General features: G+C 43.5%; 18 protein-coding genes. 6 read left to right on the plus strand and 12 right to left on the minus strand.

What is annotated here, in order from left to right:
- Nucleotide 1: 1 nt before the first annotated feature.
- Nucleotides 2–904, minus strand: a complete 903-nt coding sequence (locus tag C0033_RS09745; protein WP_103227668.1) for a sugar ABC transporter permease — start codon at nucleotides 902–904, stop codon at nucleotides 2–4.
- A gap of 210 nt (nucleotides 905–1,114) precedes the next feature.
- Between C0033_RS09745 and C0033_RS09750 the strand changes: the two genes are divergently transcribed.
- The gene (locus C0033_RS09750) at nucleotides 1,115–2,893 is read left to right on the plus strand and encodes a sigma-54-dependent transcriptional regulator (RefSeq protein ID WP_103227669.1); all 1,779 of its coding nucleotides are present in this window, start codon (nucleotides 1,115–1,117) and stop codon (nucleotides 2,891–2,893) included.
- 193 nt (nucleotides 2,894–3,086) lie between these two features.
- Here the strand turns inward: C0033_RS09750 and C0033_RS09755 are convergent, their stop codons facing one another.
- The 5 genes from C0033_RS09755 to C0033_RS09775 all read right to left on the minus strand — a co-directional run bounded on the left by C0033_RS09755 (nucleotide 3,087) and on the right by C0033_RS09775 (nucleotide 8,751).
- Nucleotides 3,087–4,571, minus strand: coding sequence for a tripartite tricarboxylate transporter permease (locus tag C0033_RS09755; RefSeq protein WP_103227670.1), 1,485 nt, complete (start codon nucleotides 4,569–4,571; stop codon nucleotides 3,087–3,089).
- 20 nt (nucleotides 4,572–4,591) lie between these two features.
- Nucleotides 4,592–5,035: a tripartite tricarboxylate transporter TctB family protein gene (locus C0033_RS09760; RefSeq protein ID WP_103227671.1), complete on the minus strand. Its 444-nt coding sequence runs from the start codon at nucleotides 5,033–5,035 to the stop codon at nucleotides 4,592–4,594.
- 38 nt (nucleotides 5,036–5,073) lie between these two features.
- Nucleotides 5,074–6,153, minus strand: coding sequence for a tripartite tricarboxylate transporter substrate-binding protein (locus tag C0033_RS09765; protein ID WP_103227672.1), 1,080 nt, complete (start codon nucleotides 6,151–6,153; stop codon nucleotides 5,074–5,076).
- 140 nt (nucleotides 6,154–6,293) lie between these two features.
- Entirely contained in the window at nucleotides 6,294–7,727 is a 1,434-nt protein-coding gene (locus tag C0033_RS09770; protein WP_103227673.1) for a sulfatase-like hydrolase/transferase, read from the minus strand.
- A gap of 22 nt (nucleotides 7,728–7,749) precedes the next feature.
- Nucleotides 7,750–8,751, minus strand: coding sequence for a LacI family DNA-binding transcriptional regulator (locus tag C0033_RS09775; protein WP_103227674.1), 1,002 nt, complete (start codon nucleotides 8,749–8,751; stop codon nucleotides 7,750–7,752).
- A 415-nt stretch (nucleotides 8,752–9,166) separates the two neighbouring features.
- Between C0033_RS09775 and C0033_RS09780 the strand changes: the two genes are divergently transcribed.
- Together C0033_RS09780 and C0033_RS09785 are read left to right on the plus strand one after the other, a co-directional pair.
- Complete coding sequence (locus C0033_RS09780; RefSeq protein ID WP_103227675.1) at nucleotides 9,167–9,832, plus strand: cyclase family protein; 666 nt, start codon at nucleotides 9,167–9,169, stop codon at nucleotides 9,830–9,832.
- A gap of 65 nt (nucleotides 9,833–9,897) precedes the next feature.
- Nucleotides 9,898–10,401: a superoxide dismutase family protein gene (locus tag C0033_RS09785; RefSeq protein ID WP_103227676.1), complete on the plus strand. Its 504-nt coding sequence runs from the start codon at nucleotides 9,898–9,900 to the stop codon at nucleotides 10,399–10,401.
- Between the two features lie 212 nt (nucleotides 10,402–10,613).
- On the opposite strand, the gene C0033_RS09790 is transcribed toward C0033_RS09785, so the two are convergent.
- The 5 genes from C0033_RS09790 to C0033_RS09810 form a co-directional block, all read right to left on the minus strand.
- Complete coding sequence (locus C0033_RS09790; RefSeq protein WP_103227677.1) at nucleotides 10,614–11,189, minus strand: GNAT family protein; 576 nt, start codon at nucleotides 11,187–11,189, stop codon at nucleotides 10,614–10,616.
- 9 nt (nucleotides 11,190–11,198) lie between these two features.
- Entirely contained in the window at nucleotides 11,199–11,675 is a 477-nt protein-coding gene (locus C0033_RS09795) for an SAM-dependent methyltransferase (RefSeq protein WP_103227678.1), read from the minus strand.
- 324 nt (nucleotides 11,676–11,999) lie between these two features.
- On the minus strand, nucleotides 12,000–12,812 hold the full coding sequence (locus C0033_RS09800) for a MerR family transcriptional regulator (RefSeq protein WP_103227679.1): 813 nt from the start codon (nucleotides 12,810–12,812) through the stop codon (nucleotides 12,000–12,002).
- Between the two features lie 30 nt (nucleotides 12,813–12,842).
- On the minus strand, nucleotides 12,843–13,298 hold the full coding sequence (def, locus tag C0033_RS09805) for a peptide deformylase (protein WP_103227680.1): 456 nt from the start codon (nucleotides 13,296–13,298) through the stop codon (nucleotides 12,843–12,845).
- Nucleotides 13,273–13,542: a helix-turn-helix transcriptional regulator gene (locus C0033_RS09810; RefSeq protein ID WP_103227681.1), complete on the minus strand. Its 270-nt coding sequence runs from the start codon at nucleotides 13,540–13,542 to the stop codon at nucleotides 13,273–13,275. The genes def and C0033_RS09810 overlap by 26 nt, the downstream gene beginning before the upstream one ends.
- 180 nt (nucleotides 13,543–13,722) lie before the next feature.
- Here C0033_RS09810 and C0033_RS09815 point away from each other — a divergent pair, with 180 nt between their 5' ends.
- The 3 genes from C0033_RS09815 to C0033_RS09825 all read left to right on the plus strand — a co-directional run bounded on the left by C0033_RS09815 (nucleotide 13,723) and on the right by C0033_RS09825 (nucleotide 15,586).
- Nucleotides 13,723–14,301 carry a TetR/AcrR family transcriptional regulator gene (locus C0033_RS09815; RefSeq protein WP_103227682.1) on the plus strand — a complete coding sequence of 193 codons (579 nt, stop codon included), beginning with the start codon at nucleotides 13,723–13,725 and terminating at the stop codon, nucleotides 14,299–14,301.
- 74 nt (nucleotides 14,302–14,375) lie between these two features.
- Entirely contained in the window at nucleotides 14,376–14,693 is a 318-nt protein-coding gene (locus C0033_RS09820) for a DUF1330 domain-containing protein (RefSeq protein ID WP_103227683.1), read from the plus strand.
- Nucleotides 14,690–15,586, plus strand: a complete 897-nt coding sequence (locus tag C0033_RS09825; protein ID WP_103227684.1) for an MBL fold metallo-hydrolase — start codon at nucleotides 14,690–14,692, stop codon at nucleotides 15,584–15,586. The genes C0033_RS09820 and C0033_RS09825 overlap by 4 nt, the downstream gene beginning before the upstream one ends.
- On the opposite strand, the gene C0033_RS09830 is transcribed toward C0033_RS09825, so the two are convergent.
- Nucleotides 15,525–17,726, minus strand: a complete 2,202-nt coding sequence (locus C0033_RS09830; protein WP_103227685.1) for an AraC family transcriptional regulator — start codon at nucleotides 17,724–17,726, stop codon at nucleotides 15,525–15,527. The genes C0033_RS09825 and C0033_RS09830 overlap by 62 nt on opposite strands.
- Nucleotides 17,727–17,728: the final 2 nt, after the last annotated feature.

Raw genomic sequence — 17,728 nt, forward strand, 5'->3', positions numbered from 1 at the left:
TCTATTCATTCACTCCTTTTCCGAAGTTATTGGCTTTCAGGTAAATTACTACATAAACGCTGAGGATCAGGAACAGGATCACCGTCAGCGCGGCTCCGTATCCGTACTGTCCATTTTCAATGGATGTTTTGTACATGTAGATCGGAAGCGTCAGCGTTCTCCGCACAGGGCCTCCGTCTGTCATCGTAATAATCAAATCCACAGAACGGAATTCCCAGATTGTTCTCATAAGCGTTGCAAAAACGATGGATTCCTTCATATAAGGAATGGTGATAAGCCAGAAGTTCTTCCAGGCATTTCCGCCGTCCACCTTAGCGGATTCATAAAGCTCTAACGGTACGGTCTGAAGTCCGCCCAGCAAGGTGATGGTGAAAAATGGAATTCCTCTCCAAAGCTCCGCTATCACAACAGACGGAAACGCGGTCTGTACATTTTGTACCCATGCCTTCGTCATGCTTCCCATTCCAATGGCTTTAAGCACGTTATTCAAAAGACCGATGTGTTCATTAAAAATCAAAACCCACAACATAGTGGTTAACACGCCCGACACCGCCCACGGTGCGAAACAGAAGGTTCTTACAAGCCCCCGCCCACGAAACTTCTGATTCAGAATTAATGCGAATATCATTCCGAAGAACAGCTGAAGCGTAACCTGTGAAAATACCCATTTTATCGAGGTAATTAGGGTCTTCACAAACACCTTATCATCTGTAAAAATCTTTACGAAGTTTGCCATGCCCACAAATTCTGTTGCCTTTGGATTTCCGCGGTCATAATTGGTAACCGCATATCCAAACCCCCGGATCATTGGAAAAAAGCAAAACATTCCTAAAAAAACTAACGTCGGCATAATCAGCAGCCATGGAAAAATATTTTTTGCATTTTTCGAATAAATATTGTTCATCTTCCCCTTCTCCTTTTCAATTTCTTTGTTGTTTCGTCGTGTCGAAATCCGCTGTTTCCTCCCGATGCTTTAATTATAGACAATATGACAATTGTTTCAATCTAAATACAATTTATTTTTGTTTATATTTTAAACATATTCTTGTAATCCATTTTTATATATGTTATTATTGTATATAATTTAAACAGTATAGGAGGGATTCATAGAAAAATGAGCAGAAGAAAAATCAAATTATTAGCAATCGCACCGAGCGAAAGCATTCAGAGCCAGCTTTACGAGATTGTATCCTCCATGGATCAGGTAGACATGGATGCTTATGTAGGAAACCTTTACAGCGGGGTGGAAATCGTACAGCAGCGCTCTTCCATTGACTATGACGCCATCCTCTCCCGCGGCGAGACAGCTTCTATGATTAAGAAAGTAACTCCTATACCTGTCATTGAGTTTCCCCTCTCCTTCTACGACGTGCTCCACGCCATGAAACTGGCCGATAATTTCAATGAACCGTATGCAATCGTGGGATTTACCCCGGTCACCAACAGCGCACACCTGCTCCGCGATCTTTTACAGCTGGATCTGGATATCCACACTCTTTTTACATTAGAAGAAGCGGTTCCCCTGATGGAACGTTTAAAAAATAAGGGATACCGGCTGATCGTCTCCGGAATGGGCATCGATTCCATCGCCAGACGGAACGGTCTCAACTCCATACTCATAACCACAGGCCGGGAAAGCCTGACTTCCGCCATAGACCAGGCGGTCAGACTCTGCACCACCCTGGCGCAGGTTAGGGAAAAAGAAGAATTCTTACGCGGACTTTTGGAACAGAGCGATCATGAGATGCTTGTTTTTAACAAGGAAAAGGAGCTGATCTTCTCATCGCTAAAAACCATAAAGAAAGATTTGGCCGTCTCCATCGCCTCCAGACGCCTTCAAAACATCCAGCAGGCGGATTCCACCATCGTAAAAGCCAACAACGGCATGATAATAACGGTTCGGGAGAAAAATGTGGAAATTGCAGACTGCCCGTTCACCATTTTCTATTTTTCCCAGCAAAAAAAGCCCTACAACTCTCCGAAGAATGAGATCCGGGTTTTTTCCAGAGGCGAAGCCGTGGACACATTTTTATATCACTACCTGGAACTGTCCTCTTCCGGTTATGACGCTTCCCAATCCCTGCAGCAGATCATCCTGTCCCCTTACCCGGTCATGATACTGGGGGAAAATGGAGCCGGAAAGGAGCAGATTGCCGCCACCATCTACACCCAGGGCAAATACCAGAATCATCCCTATGTTGTAATTGACTTCGAACTGGCAACCGACAAAACGTGGACTTATTTATTGAATCACGTAAATTCGCCCATCAACAGCCAGGAGATCACCCTATATTTCCGCAACATTGAAAAATTAACCGCTGCCAAGACGGACAAGTTAAAATCCGTCCTATACGATACCGGTTTATGCCGGAGAAACAGGGTAATCCTGTCCTATACCACCATGCCGGGCGAAAAAATGCCTTCCCATATTCTGAATCTGGTAAACCAGCTTTCCTGTTTAACCATCCGCATGGTGCCTCTCAGAGAGCGCTCCAATGAGATACAGGCATTGGCCAGCCTTTACATCAGCACCGTCAATATCGATCTGGCAAAACAGATCATCGGCTTCACCCCTCAGGCCATGGCTCTCATCGAGTCATACCAATGGCCCGGAAACCTGACCCAGTTTAAACGGGTTATCACCCAGCTGGTAACCAACGCCGCCTCTTCCTATATACAGGAAGAAAGCGTAAAGCGGATGCTGGAATCCGAAAATTCCAACCTGGCTTCTTCCTCCGCACTTTCCAGCGTATTGAATTTGAATAAACCGCTGGAAGATATCCAAAGGGATATTGTAAAAGCGGTGCTGTCGGAAACAGGAGGGAATCAAAGCCAGGCGGCCGCAAGGCTTGGAATATGCAGGACTACGTTGTGGAGAATTATGAATAAATAACCGAGAAAGGATTTTAAAAAAAGAATGCCTGAATGCATTCTTTAATGTATATTATTTAGAGATATTTTTAAGGTATATTATCCGGGTATATTATTAAAAGCAGGTATGTTTTTTACCTGCTTTTAATATGGTCTATTCTATTATCTTTGGTTTTTCATTGTAAACTAATCCTTCAAAAAAACCATCTTTGGTTCTATATTCCATTTTTCTTTGCACTTCTCTTCAAGAGAAAAATCAAAACGACTGTCAGGACAATGAACATAAGGCAGATCGGTCTCTGTACAAATATCATCCAGCTCCCTTTCGATAATGTCAATGAGTTGCGCAGATTCGATTCAGCGATCGGCCCCAGAACCATTCCCAGCACAATCGGAACCGGCGGAAAACCAAATTTGTTCATTACATAGGCGACTACACCAAATACCAGCATGACATATACTTCAAACGGCGAGTTTGCAATTGCAAATGCACCGGCACAACAAACCACCATCAAAAGCGCCGTCAAAAGATCCTGTGGAATATGGGTAATTTTTACAAATACCGGCATCAGATACCGTCCCTGCAAATACATAAACAGCTGAGCTATTACACACCCGATCATCATCGCATAGATCACAGATCCCGACGATACAAACAGTTTCGGCCCAACCACCAGGCCGTGCATAGTAAATGCTCCCATCAGCGTTGCCGCAACCGCATCTCCCGGTATTCCCAATGTCAGCAATGGTATCAGACAAGAAGCTGTCGCCCCGTTATTTGCAGATTCCGGAGCTGCAATTCCTTTCAGTTCGCCTTCTCCAAAATGTTCATCCGGTTTTGCTCTCCTCTTAGCTTCATTATAGGATATGTAGGCCGCAATCGCGCTTCCCGTTCCGGGAATTGCACCAATAACCGAGCCGATTATCGAAGATTTGCCCATAGTAGGAAGCAGGCTTTTGACCTCTTTAAAAGATACCCGGTCGGATTTCATCCCTTTCATATCAAGACGGCTGGCCTGTCCCCCCGCTTCCGTTCCATTGATTCGGGCGATTAACTGGGCCACGGCATAAACTCCCAGCAAAACAGCGATCATCTTTATGCCGTTATACATTTTTATATTGCCAAAGGTAAACCGCGTCATTCCACTGACACTATCAATCCCAACCGTCGCAACCAGCATCCCTACCGATCCGCTGATCAGGCCTTTCATGATGCTTTTACCGCTGACAGATGCTATAATCGATAATCCAAACAGCGCTAATGCAAAATATTCCGGTGCCCCAAAGCTCATAGCCACCTTACTGATCTGCGGCGAGAAAAACAGAAGGCACAAGGCGCTTACAAGTCCGCCGAATGTGGAGGCAATCAACGCCATATCAAGAGCCTTCAGCGGATGCCCTTTTTTCGCCAGCGGATATCCATCCAGCAATGTGGCGCACGCTCCATTCGTACCCGGCGTATTGATTAAAATTGCGCTGATTGAACCGCCGAAATTTGATCCGAAAAAGATACCGCAGAGCATAAGCAGCGCCGGTACAGTCCCCATAGAAAATGTAAAAGGCAGAAATACGGTAATACCCAAATTCCCGCTCATTCCGGGAATTGCGCCAAATATAATACCGATAAAGGTTCCGACATTAATAAAAACGAAGTTTTCAAACGTCAGAAGCTGACCCAATGCAGAAATAACCAGTTCCATACTATTTCTCCCTCCTTTTCCTATGGTAATCTGACATGAAGCAAACGGGTAAATATAAAGTACAAAGCCACAACCGTAACGATGACAATCGCATAATAGGAAGCCTTTTTACATTTTGTGAAAGCCAATGTGGCCACTCCTAAAAGCATAGTTGAAACCAGAAAGCCGTGTGAAAAACCATAGCCGTACACCAAAAGGAGCAGCATATAACAGATTCCTTTTACTTCCTGTTTTATCTCCAATTCTTTTATCTCATCCCTTTTTAAAACTAAACTTTGAAAAATCAATCCCACGCCACATCCTGCCATAAGTATACAGAGCCCATATGGCAAAGACCGGGAGGTGATTCCCTGTACCGACTGATTTTCCAGTCCAACCTGTGAGGGAATGATCAGAAAAAGGATGATCGCCCCCAATACGGCCAGACAGCCCGCCGATAGATTTAATTTATATTTAATCCGCATCTGTTTCCAACTCCCCTTCCATTCATGCCAAATTCTTTCTATTTGTAATATTTATCATAGATTTCCTTACATTCATTTGCATAAAATTCAATTTCCGTACGCAGCGTATCGCTGTCCGTATTATCCGGTTCATAGCCGGAAGCTGCTGCCAATTCCTTGAATTTGTCGGTTTCCCTGCATGCGAGAACCGCCTGGAAAAATCCGTCGATTTCCGCCTTATCTACACCGGCGCGGGTAATGAGAAAGTTATAGGACGGGATAGTGATATCGTATCCAAGGCTGGCCATTGTCGGCACTTCATATCCTTCATATCCTGTATAAACATCCTTTGAAAATATACCGATCGGTATGATGTCTCCGCTCTCTACATACGGCTTAGCAAGCGTAGTTGTGGCGCTTCCGCAAATAGCATCGCCTGACATGCAGGCAAGAATATCCTTGTTGCTTCCATCAGAAGTAAGCGCCTGAGCATCCAATCCGGCTTCGCCAAATAAGGCGGTCTGAACAATATGGGTATTTCCGCCCGGTGTATTGGAGGCATATATAATCTGATTATTCTTTCCGTACTCCACCAGGTCTTCCCAGCTCTTTATTCCGCTGTCCTTAGAAACAAACAGTACAAACTCGTCGCGAATCAGGGAGCCCACCATTTCATAATCATCAATACTTATGTTTAAATCTTTATTCATCAATGGCGCCATTGTAAAAAGGCTCATACTCACAACTGCCATTTCATTGATGGACGGCTCATAGGCATTCAGATCTGCCGCTGCAACAGCCCCGCTTGCTCCTGTCAGATTATTAACAATTGCCGTTGCCCCATACTCTTCCTGAAGGCTTTGTGCGGTAATACGGGTGATAGTATCAGCAACTCCGCCTGCTGCCGCAAATACACGAATGTTAAAATCCCCCTCCGGTATATATCCGCCTGCTGCTTCAGTTTTTTCTGCTGCTTCTGCCTTTTCTGTTGTCTCCGCCTTCTCTGTAGATTCCGCTGCCACAGCTGCGGTCTGTCCGGCTGTCGTCGCTGTGTTTCCTGAATCGGAAGTTCCACATGCTGTCATGGCTGCCGCCATAGATACTATGCATACAAGTGATAACAAACGCTTTTTAAACATATTTTTTTCCTCCTGAATTTCCCTATCTGATTTTTAACGCTAATATCATGATATTGATTATTAAGTGCTTCTTGATGAAATACTGTGCATTCATCATTTTATAACAACTCCCGTCCATGGCCTTTGGTAAAGGAGCAGTTTTAGAATTTTTTATTGTATATGGAATACTCATTGTTCTGCTTCTTCTCGCCGGGTCCAACCGGGGCAAAGCGCATCAGATAATATTCCGCATCTGCCAAACAAAAGTCTTCCGTATCCTTAATACATTCCCACATCTTAGCGCATAGATTTTTTTTCTGTTCCTGATAGTGAACATTATGATTTAAATTCGTCATTTCAAAAGGATCTCGTTTTAAATCGTAGAGTTCATCTTCATCAAATGCATTAAAAACATATTTCATATCATCTTCCCAGTAAATACGCTGCGTATATGCATATCTCTGACCGAAAAATTCTGCAAAGGCATAGTGATTATCCTTTTTTTCGCCCTTAATCCATGGTGCCATGGAGATACCCACATGCTTTCCCTGCAAGTTTCTGACGCCAGCCAATTCCAGTACGGTTGGAGCAATCTCATATGTATTGATATAGAAACCGGCATTCATACCGGCGTACATCTGCTTTGGAAGCTTCATCAGCAGCGGGATATGGTAAATCTCTTCAAATGGTTCCACACTCTTCATCATCAACCCATGAGCGCCCATCATGTCTCCATGATCGGACATACAGACAATCAGTGTATTGTCATAGAGATTCTTTTCCTTTAAATACTGAATCAGCCTGCCCACCTGCTGATCTACCAAGGTACAGTAACTGTAATAGCAGCGCTTCGCCTTCAGAAAATCCGATTCCGGAAGCACCGACAGCACATCCCTCATGCGGCGGTAAACTGCCGGCTTATCTATCATAGGATCCAAAAAATTTTCTGAAAGCTGCAAATCAGTATCCTTATATAAATCATAAACCTCTCTCGGTACACAGTATGGATCATGTGGAGCATAGGTTGAAATAAAGGTACAGAACGGCTGTCCATTCGCCGTATGTTCTTCTATATCTTTCATCACTTCCTGATAGATATAGTGTTCTTCCGTCTTTTCCACTCCTTCCGAGAAAATGCCGCATACCATCTTATCCTCATATCCCGGAGTTTTCAGCACCACCTTATCTTCCACTGTCACATGAAAGCCCGGAATATGCTTTTCAGTTTTATAAGTATCAACTCCAAACTTTTCCAGCTCATGTGACCGTTCAATATGCCATTTGCCAAAATATGACACATGATAGCCCGAATCATGAAAAGCCTGAGTCAGTGTATCCAGATTATCATCAAATTCCGCCCTGTATTCAGGTACAGTATGAGTGCAGTCCACCATACCGTGTATATGGGGAAGTGTACCTGTCAGAAATGATGCCCGGGCCGGAGAGCAAATTGCATTGCACGTATAAGCACGGCTGAAATTAATTCCGTCTTCTGCCATTTTTTTCAAATTTGGCATAATACAAGAGGATTCCGGCTGCAATACCTGTTGCTGCATCTGATCCTGAATCAAAAAAATTACATTTGGTTTACTCATAAACGATTCCCTTCTTCCTCTTTCAGGGAGTACTTTCCCTTATTTCTAAACCGCAAACCAGCATACGGCTTTCGGCTTTCTGTCCATTTAATATGTCGATCATCAGCTGAGCCGCCGCTCTTCCGGAATCACTTGTCTTATTATCAATGGACGTAAGCGTGGGATAACATTCTTTAGCGCTTCTCGAATTATTAAATCCAACTACCGCAATCTGATCCGGTATTGAAATGCTGTTTCTGTTCATGTAATGGATTCCTCCCACTGCCAGACTGTCACTGGAGTAAATAATTGCATCCGTGTCGGGATGGCTGTTAAGAAGTATTTCTGTTGCCCTGATTCCTTCTTCCAAACTTTTATCATTTGTCTCGCACATGTAATCTGCAGGTAGTTTGTATTTTTTCACTCCTTGCAGAAATCCTTCATGTTTTTTCTTGTCCGAATGTGATTTATGGTAATAAATCCATCCGATTTTTCTTTTACCGCATTGAAATAAATATTTGACAGCATCTCTTGTTCCCTGAATCTGGTCCTGTAAGACTTCTCTTACGTTTGGCAGTGCAAGATTCGCATTTACGGTAACAAACGGCATCTCAGAATAACGTTTTTCGATCGCCACCCTGCAAATTTTATTTTCAAAAACAGACCCCAGCAAAATGATCCCATTTACTTTTTTCTCAACCAAATTATCTACTTGTGTGATAAATTCCCGCTCAATGTCCGGTATATTACACAGCACAGGCTCAACTTTCCAGATTCCTAATTCCTGGTTGATCGCATATGCCAGTTCCGACATATAGGCATGCCGTATATCATCCATTAACAGCCCAACCGCCAACGCTTCATTTCTTGTAAAATTGCGTGCTGACTGCTTTGGCACATAACCATATCTGTGAATTACCTCTTCTACTTTCATCTTTGTTTCGGCATTCACTTTATCGCTTCCATTCAAGACCCGTGAAACAGTTGTTATTGAAACTCCTGCCAATTTAGATATTTCATAGATTGTCAACTTCTGAATATCCATCCCCACCTCTCCCTAACCTGTTCACATTATAGTCTTGTTGCTTTCATGAAAGCAACCACGCTTTTTCTTTCACAGCACAAATTTCACTAATTTTTTTGTGCACTTTTACCTATTTTTTCTGTCCTGTTTTGTCTTTTTAACTATTGCAAAGAGGTATACATACTGCAAAATAGCTTATACAACTCATCATGCTGGTCTTCTGTTATCTCATCGTACTTGGATTGATTTCTCTTTAGTTCACATGCATCCGGTTGGGCCGAGACCATTTCGCCGGCATTGATGGTGACTGCATAATAAAATTGCGTTACGTCTATTTTTTAAACACTTTTATTCACACTTATGCTTTCTTTTATTTTTTATATAGTTTAATATTTAATCATAATTTAAATACTGTTTGGGAATAAGGAGGATTTTTATGTCAAATGTTGTAGATTTAACCCATATTATCGATCCTAAAAAAGTCCAGCGTAAATTTTCAGTAGAAACGATTGGGGCGGAGACGATTAATAAGAATGTGGTGAGAAGACAGGATCAGTGGTATATTATGAGCAATATTTCTATGGTCTCTCATATTGGAACCCATATCGAGGTGCCTTATCATATCTTGCCGGACGGTTATGATCTGGCCGATATGCCTCTGGACGCTTATTATGGGGATGCTGTGCTTTTAGATTTTTCAGATATACAGGAGCGGGTGGAAATTTCTTTGGAACGGGTGAAAGAAGAAGCCGATAAGATCGGCGGGATTCCAAAAGGAGCAATTGTGTTCTGTAACTTGGGATTTGCAGACCGTTATGGGCAGGACGAGTATTCCATGAGCCCGTATTTCTCCAATGAAGCGATCGAATGGCTGTCTCAGTCGGGCATGAAGATGATGGGCGTCGATGCAGGAGGCGTGGAACTGCCGGCTTCGGAAGAACATGTCAACCATACCGCATTATTTATAAACAACATTCCCCTGATTGAAAATGTTGCAAATCTCGATAAAATCGGCCGAAGCCATTTTAAGGTAACAGCATTTCCTTATCCGATCGCAGGCGTGGAGGCATTTCCGCTGAGAGTAGTCGCATTCCTGGATTAAATTCATATTTTCCATAGCAAACCTCCTGCTTATGCATATAGTAAAAGCAAAGGAGGTAACGAACTATGTCTAATCATCAAGTAACTCCGGGAATGCGTTTCATCGATATTCTGGAGGATAAATCCCCTCAGGCTGCAGCCTGGGTTACCGGAGGGCCGGAACAGCCGCAGATCAGCGGTCTGGTTAAATTCTATTCCACACCATATGGCGGAGTTCTGATCGAAGCTGAGGTCTTCGGTCTTCCAAATATCCATACTCCCGGCTCCACTGACTTTTACGCAATGCATATTCATGAATATGGAAACTGCTCAGATGATTTTAGTAAAACCGGAGAACATTATAATCCGGCTGACCAGCCCCATCCGGATCATGCCGGAGACCTGCTCCCCTTATTGGGGAATCAGGGATACGCCTGGATGTCGTTCTATGACAAGAGATTTACCATCGATCAGATTCTGGGGCGATCCGTTATTATTCACCAGAAACCTGACGATTTCACCACCCAGCCTTCCGGCAATTCAGGTACTAAAATCGCCTGCGGCGTAATACAGCCTTCCACCAGTTTTTAGGCCTCAGCATTTATAAGGCAGAATCCCGCAAGTGGGATTCTCCGTCTGCGGCGGGTCAATAGCGATAAGGAAGTAAACGAAACTTATCATTAACGCTGACAAACAGGGCGTAAAGCAAAACGGGCGTATCGTCTAAATGGCGGTATGCCCGTTTTATCACACAATAGAATGCCATTTTCAAGTGTGGGAATATAAACCCCTTACCCATTCCCTTATTGAGGTGGCTGTATCATACTTTCTGTTTCATAATAATCGGTTCTCGTGATACCATATAAATAATAATCGCAATAAGTATTTACCATTTTCCCGTCCCGAATATGCCCTTCTCGCTTAAATCCTGCTTTTTCCAGTGTTTTATATGACGCGATATTTAGAACATGAACATCAGACCATAGCCGTTGTAATTCTGTTTTTTCAAAACAGAAAATTACTACGTTTCTTAAAGCTTCTGCCATAAGACCATATCCTTGATAAATTGGAGAAAGCCGGAAAGCCACTTTTGCCATGCGGTCATTTTCAATGAGATATACCCACAATTCACCTATCACTTTATCGTCCTTTTTATGAACAAGCCCCCAATGGAAACTCTTTGTAGGACGCTCCTTTTTTTGAAACAGCAATTCGGGATTTAAGTCACTTTTTCCGGGACGTTTCCCCCAATATTGATACAATGATCTGTCGCCCAGCCATTCTTTCAAATCGGCAACATCATCATATTGCAAAGGACGTAATAAAAGCCTGTCCGTTTCAAGTTTCGGTTTATTCTGAACATAATCCTGCAGTTTCATAAAGCCCCCTTAAAAATTGAATACCTGCTCCCAATTAAAACAGCCGGACGCTTCTGTGCTTCTCGGCCACTCGCTGCACCATGCAGGAATACCGGGTGTTTCTACTCTGTCAAAACTCGGTGTGTACGGTTTTATATCCAGCACTGGAGTATTGTCATTTGCGTCAATAAAAGTAACCCGAATAATTCCCTTGTTGAAATCAATGCTGATAATTTCTGATGTTGTCAAAGCAATCGGGTTCGGGCGGACTGGGGACCTTGTGGCAAAAACGCCCATTACTGTTGGTGCATTTTTATAGGGCTGTTCGGTTTGTAATATATTTCTGTCTGACGGATTATCACAATCACTAAACCACCATACTACGTTGATATGGCTAAATCCGTCTAATGCCTGCAGTCCGGGAATATACTCCGGCTCTAATTCAATAAATGCTCCGCTGTCATCATTCTTTACCTTTCCAATAGGTTTTAATTGATAATCACTCATGTTGTACCTCCTCGTTTTCTATTGTGAGATCAGTATAATACCTCACATCATGTGAGATACAAGAGGGAAAATAAAAACGCCCTGCATGTTTGCTGGACGGTTCTTTCTTGGCTTTGGGTGCGGGGCTGCGCCGGAGGGGTAATATCCCAGTGTACCGCCATCTGAATACGAGCCGTAAAAATGAACGTGACTGGCGAACACATGTATTTTGTGTCCGACAGTCACGTTCATTTTTATGGCGAGTAGGAAGCCCGGCGGACACGGGATATTACCCCTCCGGCACAGCCCCGCACCCAAAGCCAAGAAAGAACCTGCAGGACATTGCTACTTGAGTTCCAACGGTATTTGGAGTTCAGTCAGGTACTTTGCCGGATTACTCTCATTCCACGATCCCCTATGCACAATTTGCCGCATAGGGTTTGACATTCGATATTTACTGTTTTTCTGCAGCCATTCAGCAAAAGCAAAATACGCTCCTTTTATATTTGAAAAGTCACCATATACCATTGTGCAGGCCATAACGGGGACAGGCTCGATAATACGGAAACTGAATGGGGCAGTATCTTTACATAGCTTACTTACAGGGACACATAACTCAATATCCACATTTTGTTCCTTGTACTCTGTGTCGTGATAAACAGAAAAAGTTTGACTGGATATTTCTATCTTCTGTTCTTTGGCAAAAGCAGAAAGTTCATTCCATAATTCACTCTCGGAGTAGTATGTAGGAACAATTCTTCGTAAAGAAAGCACTTGATACTCCGGGATTGCTTTAATGCAAATGTTGTAATGAAGTTCTCCTTTGTTTTCTTTTATTTCGTTTTTAGCAATCGCAATTTTCCGTAGTTTTTCCTGCTCATTCTGTATGGTATCCATAATTTCAAATCGCTTTTGTTCAAGGGTTTCAAGAAGTAAACAATCATTCATTTCGAGTGCAGGCGCAATTTCAGAAATATTAAAACCGCTGTCACGCAAATATAATATTCTATTTAGACGGGGTATTTGAGTTACCGAGTACATTCGGTGTCCCGTCCATTTATCGACTTCTTCCGGCTTTAACAGCCCTACTTCATCATAATAGCGAAGCATGCGAACAGATACTTGCGTTATCTTAGAAAACTCACCAATTTTAAACATCTTATCACCACCTGCATGTAATTATTTTTGCTATACTTCTATAAATTCCAGCACCTTATCGGTAAACACCTTGCCATCCAGATGTTCGATCTCATGGCAGAAGCATTTTGCCATCTCCCCTTCCCCTGTTAAGATCAGTTCTTTTCCATTCTCATCCAACGCCTGAATTGTCACCGTCTGAGGGCGTATGGTCTTTCCGAACCGTTCCGGGAAACTGAGACAGCCTTCCAGACATTCCTGTTCTCCGCTGGTTCCGATGATCTTGGGATTCACCAGTTTCAAGTACTGATCCTCATAATCGATCACAACCAGACGCTTCATAATCCCCACCTGATTGGCCGCCAGCGCCGCCCCATTTGGAAATGCATGAAGCGTATCCATCATGTCGTCCAGCAGCATGCGGATTCGGTCATCCACCGTTTTCACTTCTTTACATATTTTTTTCAGCGCCGCATCGCCCTCATACCGTAAGTTCCGCACTGCCATAAGATTCCCTCCTGTCCTGCCTACTTTTATCACTTCTGGATTTTCTCAGACTTTGATTGAATATAAATACGTCTTCAATGGAACACTCAAAAACACAGGCAATGTCATACGCCAGCCAAATGGACGGTTCAAACTTCTCTGCTTCAATTGCATGAATCGCCTGCCTGGACGCGCCAACCAGCTCTCCTAACTGTTCCTGTGTCAGCCCCATCCGCTCTCTCAACTCTTTAATTCTGTTTTTCATGACATTCTCCATCTCATATTTCTCTGAATACTTACATTTCAAAAAGTAATGTAAACCTTACTTTAAGTATACTGATTTTTACTATTATGTCAAGTATACCTTACACATTTTCTATTGACATTCATAATATTCAGGGATATAATGCAAGTATTCACTTGCAAGCATGAAATGGAGAATTACATGACTGATGAAACACAACAAAAGATCATCGATGCCACGATGAATCTGATTATGGAAAAAGGCTATTCTTCCACAACGACCAAGGAGATCGCCCGCCAGGCCAATGTTAACGAATGTACGATTTTCAGGAAATTCCAGGGAAAAAAGGACATTGTGCTGACCGCGATGAAGCAAAAGGAATGGTGTCCCGTCCTTCAGCCCGAAGACTTTTCAAACTGTACCTGGAATCTGAGGGAGGATTTAGAGCGCTTTGCACGTCTCTATATGCAGCGCGTCACCGCCAGATTTGTTAAAATATCCATCGGTTTAAGGTCCCCGGAACTGTATCCCGATACGGCCGGCGGCATCATGCAGATACCACTCACATTTAAAAATGGATTATTAACCTATTTTGAAAAGATGAATAAAAAGGGAAAGCTGAAAAAGGCGGACTACGAAAGCCTTTCCATGGCATTTTTGTCCATGTGTTTCGGTTTTGTATTTTTAAAGGCATCCTTTGAAGACAATCTCACCCCTCTTCACTCCGAAGAATATATAAAAGCCGGCGTTAAGGCCTTTGTAAAAGGGATTAAGGAGTAATTTTCTTTAATCCTTTTCTTTCACCCAATATGCAAGCAAGTACTTGCATATCAATTAATAAAGGAGGATTTGCTATGTCTTGTTATTTTATCGCCACCATCTACACGGATAATCCCCAGGCCCAGACTGAGTACCTGGAATACATCCGCCTGGTAAAGCCCATCGTGGAACGGCACTCCGGCACCTATCTGGTCCGTTCGGAAGAGCTGACCGCATTAAGCGACGCATGGCGGCCGAACCGGATCATTGTCATTCAATTTCCGGACAGGGAACACTTGGACCGTTGTTTTCAATCGCCGGAATATAAGGAGATTGCCCGAAAACGCGAAAACTCTGTGGACAGCAGAGCAGTCATCGTTGAGGGCCTCAGAAAGGAGGAACAGACCGGATGAAGATAAACGACTGCGTTCATCAAATAAAGATACCCTTCCAACTGACGCCGCAGATTCAGCGTTATGTCTATGTGTATCTGATCACAGGCCAATCCTGCTATCTGATCGATACCGGCGTAAGCGGAAGCGAGATTCTCATTCAGGACTATCTGAACTCCATAGGAAGATCCCTGTCCGAGGTGAAAGGAATCTTTCTGACCCATTCCCACCCGGATCATATAGGAGGAGCTGCGGCATTGAAGGAATTAACCGGAGCCGGTATATACGCCTGCCGCGAAGAACGGGAGTGGATGGAAGATATCGATAAACAGTGGAACGACAGGCCCATTCCCGGGTTTTATAAGCTGCTCGACAGGTCTATTATAATAGACCATTTTATTGAAGAGGAAGACCGGATCAATCTGGAACCCAGCCTTACATTAAACGTTATTGAAACCAGCGGACATTCGAGAGGGTCCCTGTCCTTTTATCTGGAAGAATACCGTACGCTTTTCACTGGGGATGCAATTCCCGTAAAAGGCGACATTCCAATCTACGTAAACCAGACAAAAAGCCAGGAAACCTTGTTAAAGCTGCTAAACTTAGATCAAGTCTTGCAGTTCTGCCCCGCATGGGATCATGCGTATGATAGAGAACAAGGAATCCTGGCCATTAAGGACGGATATGATTATTTGGAAATGATAAAAAATGCTGCTGCTTCTGTGATGCGGGACTTCCCCCAAGCTTCCGAAAAAGAGCGGTTTATGAAAGTCTGTGAACTGCTGTCCCTGGACTCCCTGTCCCTGAATCCGCTGTTTTTCCGGTCCGTTCAGGCCGCATTTGAGGCCTTAATCATTTCTCAGGGGTCTGCTGCTTCTTATACTGATAAGGCGTCACGCCATACACTTCTTTAAAGATCTTGATGAAATACTGAGGAGAATTGTAGCCCAGCATGTGAGCGATATCCTTCATGCTGTGGCCTTCTCCGATCAGTTCCACAGCCCGGGTCATCTTCTTTTCCTTGATGTACTCCGTATAGCTCTTGCCCATCATCTGCTTAAACATCCGGCTTAACACGTCCGGCCTGAGGCCAAACTGATCCGACAGGAAATCTAAAGAGATATCATTTTCCAGATTTTCATCGATCAGGCGGAGCAGCCTTGTCTGCATATCCATATCCACGGATTTTTTCTTCTGCCGCATATTCTGCAGCAGAACCTCGCAGAGATCCACAACCCACTCATTAAATTCGTCGATATCTTCAATCTGCTTATAATACTCCCGGATATCATAACCGAATACGATCCACATATCCAGCTGACGCTGAACCATGATCTGATACAAAAGTCCCACCAGATCCCTCAATGTCGAGATGCAGTAATCGATGGTGTAATTGCCTTCTTTAAAGGATACGGTAAGCCCTTCGATATGATATTTAAAGTCCAGGAAGTTTTCACTGTTGATATCCCGTTCCATGGCGTCAAACAGCTTTAAGTGGCTGCCGGAACTCTTTCTGTGTTCCATATCCACATCTTCATATTTGATAATCTGCTGTCCGGTGAAGATAAAACGGTATCTGGACACCTCATTGGCGCTTTTAAAGCTGTTCTTTATATTGTCCTTTGCCATATCAAAAACAGCTCCCGAAACCATTCGGCAGTCCGGTACCAGCCCCGCAATACACGATGTAAAATCCTCGTATATCTGGTCAAACAAGTCTTTATCAAACACCAGAACCGATACCAGTTCCCCCTTTTCCATGGTGGTGAACAGGCCGTGATACTGGCCATTTCTATTTAAAAACATCTCCTGAAGGCGGACCACCAGATCGTTTGATCCTGCAAAATCCTGGCAATACAAGACCACGGTACACACGCTGTCATGATCCAGATAAGGATTTAAGCGTTCGTAAGCGGATTCCGTCCTCCTGTTGAGTATCAGGGAACGGACTGCATTCTGGAACAGAAGCGGCTTGGAAGATTTCACCGTTTCATTCAGGGTCGTGATCTCCTGGGTCAGGGCATTTAAAGAATGGTCAAAGCTGGCTTTTTCATTCTCCAACGTGATTCCTGCGTCCTTGGAAACTTTGATCAGCCGTTTTTTATAGGCGTAATGGTTAAACCAGGAGAATACGGCAAGAATAATCAGGTTGAATATGATGGATATGAAAAAGTTCATGAGGAAAATGCGGTTTCTAACATTATAGTCCGCATAAAAGGTGCTGTTCTGTACGTAATATACATAGTTCAGATTGGTTTTTTGAGAATTGGAATAAAAAGCGGTCATGGCTTCATCGTCGATTTTTAAGGACAGTTTGGGATTAACCGCCTCCTTTTCTTCCTTAATATCGTCGAGAAGCGTTTCTGTTACTTCCCGGTCCGCTCCCTGTGTTACATATAAAAGCCGGCCCCCCGGTGACGTGATCACCAGCGTGCCCTCTTCCTCATCGATATATTCCTGAAAGCTGGATGGAGAAATGTGAATAGCGACAATAATCCCCCTGTCTTTCCATTTCGACTGGGAGATTCTCTTCACATACGTTATGACCGGCTCTTTGGTCGGGTAAATTCCTTCCGGGGACTCCATGAATACGGCATCCCTGCCTATATTCAGATATTCCTCATACCACGGAAGGTATTGGATCACTTCTCTTTCCTGCTTGATATAATGAACTCTGGAAAATCCGGTAACGATCGTCTGGGTCGCTTCATAATAGATATCCACACTGGCTACGTGAGGATAAGATTTCCGGATTTCCTCCAGCTGTGACACCAGCCCGCGGATGCGGGCCGGTGAGCCTGTGATATCTTCCTCCTGAGGAATGAGTGTATCCTCATTCTGGCGGATATCAGAAAAATACAGCTGAGGTATATCAATTGCCGCTTCCATAATCTGCTTGTCGATATTCTGGAATGCAAGGTTGGTTATCCTTTCATTATAAGCCGTAAAGCTTTCCAGATACGCTTTGCTGTTTAAATTATGAAATACCAGATAATTAAACAAGGCAAGAAATGTGATGCTGAACAGATTGATATATAACAATTTTTTAAACATTC

The organism is Clostridium sp. chh4-2 (assembly GCF_002899675.1).
Classification (GTDB): Bacteria; Bacillota; Clostridia; order Lachnospirales; family Lachnospiraceae; genus CHH4-2.

What these genes read in the sequence shown, in the direction of transcription:
- C0033_RS09745 (WP_103227668.1), bottom strand. Translation starts at nt 904, where the DNA reads ATGAACAATATTTATTCGAAAAATGCAAAAAATATTTTTCCATGGCTG.
- C0033_RS09750 (WP_103227669.1), top strand. Translation starts at nt 1,115, where the DNA reads ATGAGCAGAAGAAAAATCAAATTATTAGCAATCGCACCGAGCGAAAGC.
- C0033_RS09755 (WP_103227670.1), bottom strand. Translation starts at nt 4,571, where the DNA reads ATGGAACTGGTTATTTCTGCATTGGGTCAGCTTCTGACGTTTGAAAAC.
- C0033_RS09760 (WP_103227671.1), bottom strand. Translation starts at nt 5,035, where the DNA reads ATGCGGATTAAATATAAATTAAATCTATCGGCGGGCTGTCTGGCCGTA.
- C0033_RS09765 (WP_103227672.1), bottom strand. Translation starts at nt 6,153, where the DNA reads ATGTTTAAAAAGCGTTTGTTATCACTTGTATGCATAGTATCTATGGCG.
- C0033_RS09770 (WP_103227673.1), bottom strand. Translation starts at nt 7,727, where the DNA reads ATGAGTAAACCAAATGTAATTTTTTTGATTCAGGATCAGATGCAGCAA.
- C0033_RS09775 (WP_103227674.1), bottom strand. Translation starts at nt 8,751, where the DNA reads ATGGATATTCAGAAGTTGACAATCTATGAAATATCTAAATTGGCAGGA.
- C0033_RS09780 (WP_103227675.1), top strand. Translation starts at nt 9,167, where the DNA reads ATGTCAAATGTTGTAGATTTAACCCATATTATCGATCCTAAAAAAGTC.
- C0033_RS09785 (WP_103227676.1), top strand. Translation starts at nt 9,898, where the DNA reads ATGTCTAATCATCAAGTAACTCCGGGAATGCGTTTCATCGATATTCTG.
- C0033_RS09790 (WP_103227677.1), bottom strand. Translation starts at nt 11,189, where the DNA reads ATGAAACTGCAGGATTATGTTCAGAATAAACCGAAACTTGAAACGGAC.
- C0033_RS09795 (WP_103227678.1), bottom strand. Translation starts at nt 11,675, where the DNA reads ATGAGTGATTATCAATTAAAACCTATTGGAAAGGTAAAGAATGATGAC.
- C0033_RS09800 (WP_103227679.1), bottom strand. Translation starts at nt 12,812, where the DNA reads ATGTTTAAAATTGGTGAGTTTTCTAAGATAACGCAAGTATCTGTTCGC.
- def (WP_103227680.1), bottom strand. Translation starts at nt 13,298, where the DNA reads ATGGCAGTGCGGAACTTACGGTATGAGGGCGATGCGGCGCTGAAAAAA.
- C0033_RS09810 (WP_103227681.1), bottom strand. Translation starts at nt 13,542, where the DNA reads ATGAAAAACAGAATTAAAGAGTTGAGAGAGCGGATGGGGCTGACACAG.
- C0033_RS09815 (WP_103227682.1), top strand. Translation starts at nt 13,723, where the DNA reads ATGACTGATGAAACACAACAAAAGATCATCGATGCCACGATGAATCTG.
- C0033_RS09820 (WP_103227683.1), top strand. Translation starts at nt 14,376, where the DNA reads ATGTCTTGTTATTTTATCGCCACCATCTACACGGATAATCCCCAGGCC.
- C0033_RS09825 (WP_103227684.1), top strand. Translation starts at nt 14,690, where the DNA reads ATGAAGATAAACGACTGCGTTCATCAAATAAAGATACCCTTCCAACTG.
- C0033_RS09830 (WP_103227685.1), bottom strand. Translation starts at nt 17,726, where the DNA reads ATGTTTAAAAAATTGTTATATATCAATCTGTTCAGCATCACATTTCTT.